14 protein-coding genes are annotated in these 13,038 nt (G+C 52.0%); 3 read left to right on the top strand and 11 right to left on the bottom strand.

The features are described from left to right. Positions 1–32 precede the first annotated feature (32 nt). The 3 genes from BN4_RS13310 to BN4_RS13320 form a co-directional block, all read right to left on the bottom strand. On the bottom strand, positions 33–584 hold the full coding sequence (locus BN4_RS13310) for a hypothetical protein (RefSeq protein WP_015415928.1): 552 nt from the start codon (positions 582–584) through the stop codon (positions 33–35). A gap of 129 nt (positions 585–713) precedes the next feature. Beyond that, positions 714–2,303, bottom strand: coding sequence for a chaperonin GroEL (groL, locus tag BN4_RS13315; protein WP_015415929.1), 1,590 nt, complete (start codon positions 2,301–2,303; stop codon positions 714–716). Positions 2,304–2,337: 34 nt separating this feature from the next. After that, positions 2,338–2,598 carry a co-chaperone GroES gene (locus tag BN4_RS13320; protein ID WP_015415930.1) on the bottom strand — a complete coding sequence of 87 codons (261 nt, stop codon included), beginning with the start codon at positions 2,596–2,598 and terminating at the stop codon, positions 2,338–2,340. 214 nt (positions 2,599–2,812) lie between these two features. Between BN4_RS13320 and BN4_RS13325 the strand changes: the two genes are divergently transcribed. Both BN4_RS13325 and BN4_RS18160 read left to right on the top strand, forming a co-directional pair. Continuing rightward, entirely contained in the window at positions 2,813–4,285 is a 1,473-nt protein-coding gene (locus BN4_RS13325; protein ID WP_015415931.1) for an alpha,alpha-trehalose-phosphate synthase (UDP-forming), read from the top strand. 48 nt (positions 4,286–4,333) lie between these two features. Beyond that, positions 4,334–4,567 (top strand): hypothetical protein, encoded by a 234-nt coding sequence (locus tag BN4_RS18160; protein ID WP_041720386.1) that lies wholly within the window; start codon positions 4,334–4,336, stop codon positions 4,565–4,567. On the opposite strand, the gene BN4_RS13335 is transcribed toward BN4_RS18160, so the two are convergent. Then, complete coding sequence (locus BN4_RS13335; protein ID WP_041720387.1) at positions 4,564–5,484, bottom strand: sensor domain-containing diguanylate cyclase; 921 nt, start codon at positions 5,482–5,484, stop codon at positions 4,564–4,566. The two genes, BN4_RS18160 and BN4_RS13335, sit on opposite strands and share 4 nt — an antisense overlap. Positions 5,485–5,660: 176 nt before the next feature. Here BN4_RS13335 and BN4_RS13340 point away from each other — a divergent pair, with 176 nt between their 5' ends. Then, a complete protein-coding gene (locus BN4_RS13340; RefSeq protein WP_015415933.1) occupies positions 5,661–6,128 on the top strand; it encodes a hypothetical protein in 468 nt (155 codons plus the stop codon). Positions 6,129–6,135: 7 nt separating this feature from the next. Here the strand turns inward: BN4_RS13340 and BN4_RS13345 are convergent, their stop codons facing one another. The 7 genes from BN4_RS13345 to BN4_RS13375 all read right to left on the bottom strand — a co-directional run bounded on the left by BN4_RS13345 (position 6,136) and on the right by BN4_RS13375 (position 12,930). Beyond that, a complete protein-coding gene (locus BN4_RS13345; protein ID WP_015415934.1) occupies positions 6,136–6,675 on the bottom strand; it encodes a C40 family peptidase in 540 nt (179 codons plus the stop codon). A 9-nt stretch (positions 6,676–6,684) separates the two neighbouring features. Next, on the bottom strand, positions 6,685–7,236 hold the full coding sequence (locus tag BN4_RS13350) for a BON domain-containing protein (protein WP_015415935.1): 552 nt from the start codon (positions 7,234–7,236) through the stop codon (positions 6,685–6,687). A 65-nt stretch (positions 7,237–7,301) separates the two neighbouring features. Beyond that, positions 7,302–8,198 (bottom strand): RluA family pseudouridine synthase, encoded by an 897-nt coding sequence (locus BN4_RS13355; protein ID WP_015415936.1) that lies wholly within the window; start codon positions 8,196–8,198, stop codon positions 7,302–7,304. A 141-nt stretch (positions 8,199–8,339) separates the two neighbouring features. Further along, entirely contained in the window at positions 8,340–9,644 is a 1,305-nt protein-coding gene (locus BN4_RS13360; protein WP_015415937.1) for a TRAP transporter large permease, read from the bottom strand. Next, complete coding sequence (locus BN4_RS13365) at positions 9,644–10,132, bottom strand: TRAP transporter small permease (RefSeq protein WP_015415938.1); 489 nt, start codon at positions 10,130–10,132, stop codon at positions 9,644–9,646. Before BN4_RS13365 ends, BN4_RS13360 begins: the two co-directional genes overlap by 1 nt. Before the next feature lie 48 nt (positions 10,133–10,180). Continuing rightward, complete coding sequence (locus tag BN4_RS13370; protein ID WP_015415939.1) at positions 10,181–11,197, bottom strand: TRAP transporter substrate-binding protein; 1,017 nt, start codon at positions 11,195–11,197, stop codon at positions 10,181–10,183. 65 nt (positions 11,198–11,262) lie between these two features. Beyond that, on the bottom strand, positions 11,263–12,930 hold the full coding sequence (locus BN4_RS13375; protein WP_015415940.1) for an FG-GAP-like repeat-containing protein: 1,668 nt from the start codon (positions 12,928–12,930) through the stop codon (positions 11,263–11,265). Between the last annotated feature and the right edge of the window lie 108 nt (positions 12,931–13,038).

Below are 13,038 nucleotides of genomic sequence, written 5' to 3' on the forward strand. Positions count from 1 at the left end.
TTGCATTGGACAAGACAGGACTTGGGGCGAACTCAATATCCTCGATGACGAGGGATTGTTGTGCCCTCGGTGGCAAAGCTTTGTGCTTGCATGTTGAGCCTGTCCTGCTCGTGGACTGCGGTGACCACTGCTTGGCAAATTGCTTCCTTTGAGGTGTTCCCCCGATGGATATCCGCAACGAGTTTTTTCAATGTCGCGGCCATATGGGGTTGTTCGGCCCATAAAGGGTAGTGTGCCCAATACTCTGCGGCCATGTCCATTTTATTGAGATGTGCTGCTGCATATCCCGCATGAAGATATGCGTCAGGTATTTCTTTGTGTTCCAGGCAGGTGTCGAGGACCAGAAGCGCATCTTTGTCTCTGCCCAGCCGAGTATAGCATATGCCGGCCATGACGAGGTGTGAGGGGCGAAGCCCCTGTCTTTGACTCTCCTTGGCGGCGCGGAGAGCATCAAACGCCTGGGCTGCGATGGCAAAGTATTTCCTGGCTTGATCTGAGCTGTTTCTCATTTCCGCAGCACGGGCGCGGGTGAAATTCTTTTCCGCTTTTCGGGAAGCAGGAACTAAACCGGAGAATATCGACATGTCCAACCGTATCGTTTTTCAGTACGGAGATCGAGAGAGAATGACACAAAACAGGTGAAAAAGGGGCTTGGGATACAAAAAGGCCGGGCAAAAATGCCCGGCCTTTGCCTGTTTTCCAAAACGCTGAGGTTAGTCGTCTTCTTCGACGACAGCCTCGGAAATAGCGCATTCGGTGGTCAGCAGCATGCTGGAAACGCTGGCAGCGTTTTGCAGGGCGATGCGGGTGACCTTCTTGGGATCAATAACTCCGGCCTCGACCAGATCGACATACTTGCCGGTCCGGGCGTTGAAGCCATTGGTGCCATCAAGACCTTTGACTTTCTCGACGACGACTGTGCCTTCCAGGCCGCAGTTGTTGGCGATCTGTTTCAGAGGCTCTTCAATGGCCCGAGCAATAATGGCGATTCCGGCCTGTTCGGTGTCGTTGTCTCCCTTGAGTTCGCAGAGGCCAGTGCCTGCACGGACCAGCGCTGTGCCACCACCGGGAACAATACCTTCATCGACTGCGGCGCGGGTTGCATTGAGAGCATCTTCGACGCGGTCCTTGCGCTCTTTCATCTCGATTTCAGTGGGAGCGCCGACCTTGACCACGGCAACGCCACCGACCATTTTGGCCAGGCGTTCCTGCAGTTTTTCACGGTCGTAGTCGCTGGTGGCGTTTTCGGCCAGCCCCTTGATCTCTTCGCAACGGCGTTCGATGGCGGCCTTCTCGCCTGCTCCGCCCACGATGAGGGTGTTTTTCTTGCCGATGACCACTTTTTTGGCGGTTCCGAAGTCTTCAGGCTTGATGGATTCCAGGGTGACGGCAGTGTCTTCGGACACGACGCCTGCGCCGGTCATGATCGCGATATCGCGAACCATGTCTTTGCGACGGTCTCCGAAACCGGGAGCCTTGACAGCGCAGACCTTGAGTGCGCCACGCATGGCATTGATGGTCAGACCTGCCAACGCCTCATTTTCAATGGTTTCGGCCACGATCACCAAAGGACGTCCAGCCTTGGCCACTGCTTCCAGAATAGGAACCAGCGGTTTGATGTTGGAGATTTTTCCCTCGGAAAGCAGAATGAAGGGGTTTTCGTATACTGCTTCCTGCTTGTCGTGATCGGTGACAAAATACGGTGAGAGCCAACCGTTATCCCACTGGAGACCTTCGACCACATCCAACTCGATGGTCAATCCCTGGGATTCTTCAACTGTGATGACTCCGTTATCGCCGACTTTTTCCACGGCCTCAGCCAGGATTGCTCCGATGGCATCGTCATTGTTGGCTGAAATTGCGCCGACCTGGGCTATTTCGGAGCTTTTTTTCACGGGCTTGGTCAATTTTTCCAATTCCGCGACAACATGCTCGACAGCCATGTCAATACCGCGTTTGATAGACATGGGGTTACGACCGGCGGCCAGCAGTTTGACACCTTCATTGAAGATGGACTGGGCCAGAATAGTCGCAGTGGTGGTTCCGTCTCCGGCGATTTCGTTGGTCTTTGATGCGACCTGCTTGACCATCTGGGCGCCCATGTTTTCGAGCTTGTCTTCCAGGTCAATCTTTTCAGCGACGGTGACGCCGTCCTTGGTTACCTGGGGAGCGCCCCAGGTCTTTTCCAACATGACGTTACGTCCCTTGGGTCCCAAGGTTACCTTGACGGCATTGGCCAGAGTGTTAACGCCTTTCTGCATGCCTTCACGGGCGACTGCTTTGTAATCGATTGCTTTTGCCATTGTCTGTAAGTCCTATGAAGTCAGGTTGTAAGGATTAAGCGAACACGCCCAGAATGTCATCTTCACGCATGATGATCAGCTCTTCTCCGTCCATGGAGAACTCGCTGCCTGCGTATTTGGCAAACAGGACGGTATCTCCGGCCTTGACGGTCTGGCACTCGGGGCCGGCTGCCAAGACTTCTCCACCCTGCGGTTTTTCCTTGGCGGAATCCGGGATGTAGATGCCTCCGGCGGTCTTTTCCTCTTCTTCCTTCCTCTTGACGATGACGCGGTCGTTCAACGGTTTCAAAGCCATCTGATATCTCCTTTATGATGAAAATAGTACCGCCCTGAGGCGGCGCATTCGTGTTGACTGCGCACAGAGATAAGACCCTGGTATCGTGTGTCAACACTCCTGTGCAATATTTTTCCACTGACGTCACAGAGGCCGGCTTGTCATATATGGCGAAGACCTGTAACAAAGAGAGCATGAAGAAAGATAATTTCGAGATGGTGGAGGAGGAAAAATAATGCAACCCGGACAGCAGCGGTTGGTGGTGGTTTCAAACCGGCTTCCCGCCGCAATCAAAAGGGATGGTGACGGCTGGACAGTCAAGGCAGGGGCCGGAGGGCTCGTCACGGCACTGGCTCCGGTTCTCAAGAACAGGGGAGGGGTCTGGATAGGTTGGGCAGGGAATTCGGACCCGGAAATGGATGTTGATTCGCTGTTGGAAGATTTTTCTTCGAGTGCCGGTTATGACCTGTACACCGTGCCCCTGACAAAAAAGGAAGTGGATGGGTATTACTTTGGTTTTTCCAACGAGATCATCTGGCCCCTGTTTCATGATCTTCAGACTCGGTGCCGATTTCACCCGATGTATTGGCGGATGTTTTTGGATGTGAATTTCAAGTTTGCCGAATTGGTGGCGCGTAAAACGACCTCTGATGATTATATATGGATTCAGGACTATCATCTCATGCATCAGGCTTTTTTCCTGAAATCCATGGGGGTCAAAAGGAATCTGGGTTTTTTCCTGCATATTCCGTTTCCCACTCCGGATATCTTTATGAAGTTGCCGTGGCGGTGGAAGGTTATTCAGGCTCTGACAGAATTCGATCTGGTAGGGTTTCAAACCATGCAGGACAGAAAAAATTTCACTGAATGCCTGCGGCGTCTTATGCCTGAGACACGTGTTGTCGGTCGTGGAGCCGTGGTTTCAGTAGATATGGGGAATCGACAATTTCGTTTGGGGGCTTTCCCTATATCGATAGATTTCAATCAGTTTTCAGAGCTGGCGGAACAGCCGGAAGTCGTCGAAGAATCTTTCAAGATCAAGGAGGCTTTGCGGCATCGCAAGATAATTCTCGGTGTTGACCGTCTTGATTATACCAAAGGCATTCCTGAGCGTATCCGTTCCATCCAGACATTGCTTCGCCGTTATCCCGAGTTGATAGGACGGATCAATTTTGTCCAGATAGCCGTACCCAGTCGCGAGGAAGTGGATGAATACAAGGAACTCCGCATTGAAATCGAACAACTGGTGGGGCGAGTCAACGGGGAATTCTCTTTTCCCGGTTGGGTGCCGGTACACTATCATTACAAGAGTTTTCCCCCGGAAGAGCTTGTCGCTTATTACAGTGCGGCGGATATAGCGCTGGTCACTCCCTTGCGTGATGGAATGAATCTGGTCGCCAAGGAGTATTGCGCCTGCAATGTCAATGAAGATGGTGTTCTTGTCCTGAGTGAATTTGCCGGGGCTGCCGCACAGCTCCAGAAAGACGCCTATCTGGTCAACCCGTATGATATGGAAGGTATTGCCAAGGCTCTTAATCGGGCTTTTCACTGGGACAAGGAAGAACGGCGCGGGCATATGGCCAATCTGCGGGATAATATTCGCAAGAACAATATCTACTGGTGGGTTGATTCCTTTCTGAATGCGGGGATAGCCAAGTCTTTGGGTGATTTTCCGGAAGTGGACACCCTTCAGTTTGAGCGCGGGTAATGGGGAGCCGGATTTGAAGAGTTTCGGGTTTTGCTATAGTCTTGTCTCATGCTTGTGCTCAAATGTGCGGCGTGCCGTCGCAAACTCTGGAAGTATTACAAGAAAGGGCAGGGAGAGGTGCACCGTTGCCACAAAGATCGCATTCACAAGGTTTTTACCTTGATAGAAAGGGATGGGAAGGTGTTCTGTTCCTGCGGGAAGGCCGTGGGGATTGACCGTGGCCTTTTTTACACAATGGACAAAAAGGCGTTCACATACAAGGGAACCAAGACAAACAGTTAGGCGTTTTCCTGTTTGTCATAGAAAGCAAAATTGTTCTTTCCTTTCCGTTTGACCTGATACATGGCCTTGTCTGCCGCGTCCATGATCGACTCTACACTTTCGCCATCTGTGGGATACAGGGCTATGCCGATGGAGGCCCCTGTATTCACGCGATCGCCTTCAATGACATAATGTGTGCGCAGGCGTTCCACCAGTTGTCCGGCCAGGGCTGCAGCCATGCTTCTGTCGGCTCGGGGCAGGATAACGATGAATTCATCTCCACCTTGCCGATAAGTGACGCCGTGTTGTGCGACGACGTGGTTCATGCGTCGTGCAGCCCGCACCAGTAAGGTGTCCCCGGCCTTGTGCCCGAGATTGTCGTTGACTTCCTTGAAACCATCAAGGTCAATGAAGACTATAGCCACTTTGGTATCAGTGTCTTCGGCGTCAGTGAGTTCCTTGGGCAGGGCTTCTTCAAGGGCGAGTCTGTTGCGCAGCCCGGTCAGAGTATCCCGATAGGCGAGCTGCATGGTACATTTATCCTGTTCCGGGTCATGGACCGTACAGAAATAGGCATTGTGGTCTGGGGAGAAAATAACGTTCCAGTTGAGCTTCAGGTATTTTTCATTCTTGCACATGAATCTGAAGGAAAAGGATGTGGAGCCGATGTCTGAAGTGATGAGTTGCTGCATGTCGGCAAGAACACGTTCCCGATCGTCAAAGTGGATATGTTCCATGAGGTAATTTCCCTGAAGATCCTCTCGGGAAATGCCTGTCACTCCTTCCCAATGAGTATTGACGTCTTCGAATTGTCCATCAATGGAGATGACGGCACACATGTCGGGAGAAAGAGACAACCATGCATACCGCTCGACGTAGAAGAGTCTTTGGAGCAGATAAGGGTCGAAATCTTCTTCGAAGAACAGGTTCATATCCATGGTCTCCGATACCGTTTTTCGGTATTTTACACCAGAAGAAATTTTGATAGTTGACAAAAATGTCACGCAAGGGAGGCTTGAAAGCACACTCTCCCAAACAATGCCCGCCCTATAATAGGGATATTGCTCTGTATCAGTCTGATATGTCGAGAAGAGGAGAAGGAGGAAATAATGGTATGAAACAATGGCTTCGACTTGTATTCATTCTTGTGGGTATCTTGTCTTGGGGACCGTATACGGCGGCGGCTGACGGTATATGTACAACCATTCCGTGGGGTGAGAAACTCTCAGCGGTGCAGAATCTTACCTATTCCGGCACAGCTTCGGGGATTTTGTATTACACTGTTACCAGAGTCGAGACCTGTGGCCTGTCCAGGCTTGAGGGGAGTCGTGTCACCTACGGATTTCGTCATGAACGTCTGTACTCGACCCTTGTTGAGATCGACAGGACAGATGACCTGCGCAAGATTGTTTCTTTATTTGTAGAAACCTACGGACTGCCTGAGACCAGGCTGGAAGACGGGTGGGATGTTTCCCTCTGGGAGAATGACGATCTCAGGATCAAGCTCAAAAGCCAGTATGCAACAGGTCGGGTCAAGATTGGCATGTACTATAAGCCCTTGATGCTAAAAGGCGAGCACTGATTGTAGGTTACAATACTCGGCGCGCACCGAGAAAGCGTTTGTGCCAATAGCTGTTGAGCAGAGGGGATTCCATGACCCGCTTTCCTGAGCTGGGAGAGTGGACAAATGTTCTCCTGTCAGTGACTATCCCGACGTGTAGTCCCTTTTTGCCTTTGTCCACCTGATAAAAAATCAGGTCACCGGGGCGGATGTCGGTATATTTGACAGTCTGCCCCCAGCCGAATTGTTGCCATGACAGACGGGGTATTCTGATACCGTGTTGGCGAAAGACGAAATAGACGAAGCCGGAACAGTCAAATCCTGTACTCGGACTGGTTCCACCCCATTTGTACGGCGCTCCGATAAGGCTCCTCGCAGTCCGAATAATTGGTGCAGCCTTGGTGGGGACCGTTCTTGAAGCCGTGGAGACTTCGGCCTGATGTGCTCCGGGCGGGGTATACTTTTTTTGGGCGGCGCATCCCCCGGCCAACAGCAACACAAGCATCAGGCAAGCCGTGGAGAATATGCCTGTATGGTGCTTGTGTCGCTGGGCAGAGATACGGGACATTCGGCTCTCTTATCGTACTCGGATAAAAGATTTGACGCCGCGAGTGCCGGGCACTGACTTGGCATGGGCGATGGCTTCATCCCGTTCCTTTTCCGTCCCAACAAGCCCGAGCATGATGATTTTGCACTGCACTATCTCGACATCAATATTGGTGGACCAGATGTCCTTGTCTCCGACCAGTTTGTTCTTGAGCTTGGCCGCAATATCCATGGTGTCCATTGTTCCGCAAAGATCATCTTCCCGCTTGGGCAAAAAATAGGTGGTGACGGTTTTGACGCCTTTCACTCCCTTGGCAATGGAGACAGCCTTGTCCACCTGGGCATGGCTGTCATATTCGCCAACCAGATAGACATTGCCTTCGTAGCTGTATGCGTCAAAGTCGAGGAATTTGATGGTATCATCTTTCAGAAACTGTTCTTCAATGAGAAAGGATATTTTTCTGTCGCTGGTGTAGGTGCCGACATTGCGTTCTTCCACGGCTACATCGTATACGGCGCACCCGCCGATAAACTGGACTGCCAACATGATCAATGTGAATGACAAGAATACGGAGCGTCTCATGAATTCCCCCTGAGAATTTCTAGGTAATGTCTTTGTATCGGTTTTGCGCACTGGGAGCAACTTCATTAGGCAAGCAGAGCGAGCGCTGATTGCAACATGGTATCGGGAATCGACCATGGCCCTGTCCATGGAGGAGCCAGGCTGAAGTCATGCCCGTCGATCCGCATGCTGTAGCAATGCAGTCGCATGGTTCGGTGCTGGTTCTTTTCGCCATATTTATGGTCGCCCACCACAGGATGATTCCGTGAGGCGAGTTGGACCCGAATCTGGTGTGTTCTGCCTGTGAGCAGACGGACCGCAAGCAGGGTGTGGCGTTGCGTCTGGGTGAGGGCGACGACTCGTGCTAGTGCAGCCTTTCCGGAACCGACCCTGACTTTTTCCTTCCCTGGGCTCCCCTGCTTTTCCACTTTGTCTTCCAGTATCATTTCTCCGGAGTGAGGCCATTGACCTTCGACCCAGGTCAGGTACAGTTTTGCGACGTCTCCCGCCGCGAAACTGTCATTGAGTCGCCGTAGGGTGCAATACTCTTTGGCAGCCAGCAACAACCCAGAGGTGCCCTTGTCCAATCTGTGTGCCAGGGTGGGCATGAAATCCGCATCGGCAAACATAGCGGTGAGTCGGCCTGTGACGGAGTCTTTCACTTTATCACCTCCGTGAACAGCCAATCCCGCAGGTTTTGCAATGGCCATAATATGAGCATCCTCATGGATGATATCCAAACCGCCCTTGGCAGCCACGGCTGATTCAGCACCTGGAGTATACGGTGGGATGCGAACTATTTGTCCCGATTCAATGCGGTCAAAAGGTTTTTTCCGCCCTTTGTTCACACGTACCTGTCCCTTGCGAATCCATCGCTGGATGGCAGAACGTGGGACATCTCCGGTCAGGCGGCGTTCGAGAAACTGTAGGAGCTTTTGTCCTGATTCAGCCTTTGAGACTGTGATGAATTGGACTTCCGGCATGGTCTTCCGATTTGCAAATGGTTGAAGTCTTTCGGAGTGGGTCTGTGATGTCTTTCCTATGGCATGCTCCCGACAGCATCAATCGGGTGGCTGTTGTCGGCATATACCGTGTTCCGGGCCTGTATGACAAGGATCCTGTCCTTATTGCATCAAACCGGGGACAAAGGTCACTATGCCGGGGAAAAGCATGATCAGGGCTGCGCACAGACAGTAGGCAAGCATAAAGTATGTCACACCTTTGAAGACATCGGTCATGGGGACGTCTTTGGCCATGGAAGCAACAATGAAAAGATTGACCCCCACAGGTGGAGTTATGGCCCCCAGGGTGGTAACGACGGTGATAAGAACGCCGAACCACAGGGGATCATAGCCCATGGCCGTGACCACGGGAAAGAAGATCGGGATAGTGACCAGAAGCAGGGCCAGGGCATCCATGACCATGCCGCCGATAACATAAATCAGGCAAATGATCAGGATAATGACCATGGGCGGTATGGGGAGGGCCGCCACAGCACTGGCCGCCTCGAAGGGGAGTCTGGTAATGGCCAGAAAACGGCCGAAGATGACTGCGCCGAAAATGATGACCATGATCATGCATGAAATCTTGAGGGAATCGTTTACCGCCAGCCAGAATTTCCTGAATGTCATCTTTCCGGAAAGAGTGGCAATGATGAGAGCGAGTGCTGCTCCGGCCGCTCCTGCTTCGGTGGGGGTGAAAAATCCGAGAAACAGGCCTCCCATGACCAGAATGAACAGAATGATCATTTCGATGGAGCCGGGCAGAGAGGCCAGCTTTTCCTTGAATGTGGTCTTGGGACCGGCCGGCCCCCAATCCGGATGTTTGCGGCACAGGAACCAGACTGTTCCCATGAAGAGTGCTGTGAGGAGGACGCCCGGAACAATACTGCCCATGAAGAGTTGGGCGATGGATTGGCTTGTCTGCAATCCGATGATGATCAAGACGACCGATGGGGGGATGATGACGCCCAGCGTTGCACCTGCTGCCACAGCGCCTGTGGACAGGATGGAATTGTACTTGAATTTTTTCATCTCCGGCAGAGCCACGGTGGACATGGTTGCCGCTGTCGCGGAATTGGACCCGCATATGGCGGCGAACCCGGCGCAGGCGAGAATGGTGGTCATGGCCAGTCCGCCCCTGATTTCTCCCATCCATGCATAGGCAGATTTGTAGAGCCGTTCATTGACCCCGGAGTGAAAGCATATCTGGCCCATGAGGATGAAGAGTGGAATGACTGTCAGGCCGTATCGGGAAAAGACATTCCAGAGTTCTGTACCGAGCATGCCGGTGGCGGCATTCCAGTTGAGAACAGAGGCAAATCCGCCGAATCCGATGATGGCCATGGCAAAGGCAACCGGGATTCTGAACAGAAAAATGACCGCAAGGAGGAGAAGAGTGCCGACGATTCCGGAGGTAATCGGGTCCATTACTGTACCTTCCGTGCTGTCAGGATTTTGAGAGTGTCCACACACAGAACGAATGACAGGGCGAAGCATCCGGTCGCAGTGGCAAAAACAAAAGGATGATAAATGATCTGGAGTGTCTCGGAGAGTTCTCCTGTTTGTACCAAAAATGCCGCCCATTTTGTGGTTTCTAGTCCACAAAAGATGAAGAAAAGGCAGGAAATGAGACTGGTTAGGGCGTCAGTCATGCGTTGGACAGCCTGGGGAAAGCGATTCAGGAGCAGGCCGACCGCAATATGTGATTTTTGTCGTTGGGAAAAGGCGAGTGAAAAGGCAGCGACAACAGCACCCATGAAGCCCATGAGTTCAAATGTCCCTTGAATAGGTGCCCACATTGCACGAAAGACCATGTTGGCACATGCCAGAAGCATCATGCATACGAGGAAAACGCCTGCGAGAAAAGTCAGAGCCTTGGCAAGACACTCGCTCAGCCGGTCAAGTCTGTCTATCATGATATGAAGAAACGCCCCCCAGCAAGTGAGGGGCCTTGGATTGAATGGTTATTTGCCGATTTCGGCTTCATGCTTGGCCTTCATCGCCAGCATGTCAGCCAGAATGGTTTCGGCATCAAGTCCAGCCTTGGCAGCAGCGGTTTTCCATGACTCGACAAGCCCGGCACTTTTGGTCTTGATTTCATCGTGTTCAGCATCGGTGAGCGTGAAGACTTCAACCTGATACTTTTGTTTGCCCCATGCCAGGGCTTCGTTTGTATAGTTGTCCAGGTAGTGTCCGGTCCATTGCGCCTGTTCCCGCCCCATATCGTCGAGAACCTTTTTGACATCAGTCGGGAGGGTTTCCCACCGGGCTTTGTTCATGATGATGGCAAAAGGATAGACGGGCAGGTTGGTTATGGTTTCAAATCGGCAGGTTTCGGCAAAATTCATGTCCTTGAGAACATCGAACGAGGAAACCAATCCCTTGACCACGCCTTTTTGCAATGCTTCGGGTGTTTGGGACATCGGCATACCAACGCCCTGCGCGTCAAGTCCCCCAAGAATTTTGAGGATCGATCCCGAGGCGCGGAGTTCCACGCCCTTGAGGTCCGAAAGTTGCTTGATGGCGATCTTGCTCATGACTTGCGACGGAGCCGAAGTGAACATGGTCAGCACCTTGACATCGTCGAATTCGCTTGGCTGGTATTTGGTAAAAAGATCCCACATGGTCAGACTGGCGACTTCCGTAGAGGTAAAGGCCACAGGCAGATTGACTGCGGACATGGCCGGGAAGACTCCGGGATAGTATGGAAGGCTGATACAGCCGATGTCCGCCTGACCGGTCTGGACTCCGCGCAGCATATTCTTGGGGCCAAGCAACGTGGAGCCGGGGAATGTCTGGACAGAGATTTTTCCTTCCGTACGCTTCTCCACCTCGGCCTTCCAGTGTTCCATTTGAACACAGGGGAATGTTTGAGCAGGGGGGAAATTCGCATACGTCAAGGTGGTTCCGGCCAGGGCGGCAGAGACCAGTAAGGCTGTGGTCGTCATGGTCCAGACGATCACGGTCATAAGTTTCTTCATCGGATTCTCTCTCTTTTCTATGATGAATCAAAAAGACGGGCGGCCTCTCCAACCGCCCGTCAGGATTATTGTGCGTTCAGATCGTATGCGAGGACGACGGTCTTCCGTTTGGTAAAGCCCATGGAGCCGGGGAATGTATTGACGAGCACGCAGAGTTGTTTCTTGCCGTCATTGTTCAGGTCGGCCAGAGCTATATCGGAAACCTGCCCCCTGATGCGGCGGGTTTTCCATGCCAGGTTCATGCCTACACCATCCCAGGCCAGGGAGTGAATTTCACCCTGGGAGAAGTACTTGAAGCGTTCGAAAACCTGAGAGGCGATGGACAGGTCCTTGTTTACCAGCAATTCGTATTTGTCCTTGGAGCTTAATCTTGCTGCTATCATGCGGATGGGAACATTATAGACGCTGACTTTTTCATCAACGGTTCCCGGTCCCATGCCCTGCTGCTTGTCACTGACCTCCAGACCAACGCCTGAACTGTTGTATGTGGCGTCGTCACTGGATGACAACCGTTCCATGGACTGGCTGTAGACCTTGAGTCTGTTGAAGTCGTCAAGAACAAGATATTTGTAGCCCAGCCCGTCAGGCAGGTAGAGCATGTTGAAGATGTTGCCGAATTCCGGGGTACTGATGGTTTCTCCCTCAACAAGTTCGCCGTTCTTGTAATAGGCTTCGTAGATTTTTCCTGCGAAGATATGTCTGCGGCCGATGCGCTGGATCACCAAGGAAGGCTTGAAGAAAGGAGGCATGCGCAAGACGCCGAGGAATTGCTTGTAGTTTTTCAGCAAATATTTGAATTTTCCGTTTTCGAATGACAAAATGTGGGATCGGGGCGTGCCTTCAGGAGCCTTGAGCGTAGAACGGTAGTATGCTTGATAGGATGCGACAACCAGTTCCGGGATTCCATCTTTGGTAACATCCACGGCTTCAAGTCGCATGTAGGTGGTGCTGGGAGTCATTTCCATGGTATCCAGAAATTCCAGCTTTCCCTTATTGAAACGGTAGGCGGAAATACCCTTGGCCTGGAGAATGAATATTTCATTCTTGCCGTCATTATCGGCATCGGCCACCACCATGCTGGTGGAAAAGAAGCGGAATGTCTGGCTGCGCCAACGGCCTTGGTTTTCCGTGCCGCCTTCGTAGCGGAATTGCGGGTTCAGGGTGTCGGCATGAAATTCGTCGTTGTCAGCCTGAACGATTGAGGAATTGAGGGGGCTGCGAATCTGGTCTTCAATATCCGATCCTTTGCTTGCTTCTTCTGTCGTACTGTAACCGGGACGGTTAAACACGTCTCCCATGATGGCCTTGCTTTGTTCATCAAGCCATGGGGTAATTTCATCTATTCCCATCTGGCCTGATTTTTCCCATGTCTTTCCGTCACGGGTTGTGGCCGCCATATTCAAAGTGGCTTCTTTGCCAAGGATCGAAATAGTACCGCTGATGAGGTAATCCAGCTCGGAGCTGCGAAGAATGGAGATGGCTTCCGCTTTACCGGAAGGGACTTTGAGTCCCTGAACAAGTGCATCACCAGCCGGTTCGGCATATCCCGCCCATTCCAGATCATTATTGAGGCTGGCCTGAAAAGCCTTCGGGAAGTATGAGTATTTTTTTGGTCCGTTGTAGGTAAAGGGCATCACAGCATATTTTTTAGCCTGCTGGGCCATGGCCGGACCGGCCAACAACACAACAGCCAGCAAGGCGGTCATGGTGACGGCAAGACGTCGATTCAACATGTATTCCTCCAAAAAGGGGTGTTTTCAGGGTAAGCGTCGCGGGAAAATTCTGTACCACGCGGCAAAGTCTTGTAACAGTTTCCTCACCGGGATGCAAAGACAGTTAAG

The organism is Pseudodesulfovibrio piezophilus C1TLV30, from assembly GCF_000341895.1.
Taxonomy (GTDB): Bacteria; Desulfobacterota; Desulfovibrionia; order Desulfovibrionales; family Desulfovibrionaceae; genus Pseudodesulfovibrio; species Pseudodesulfovibrio piezophilus.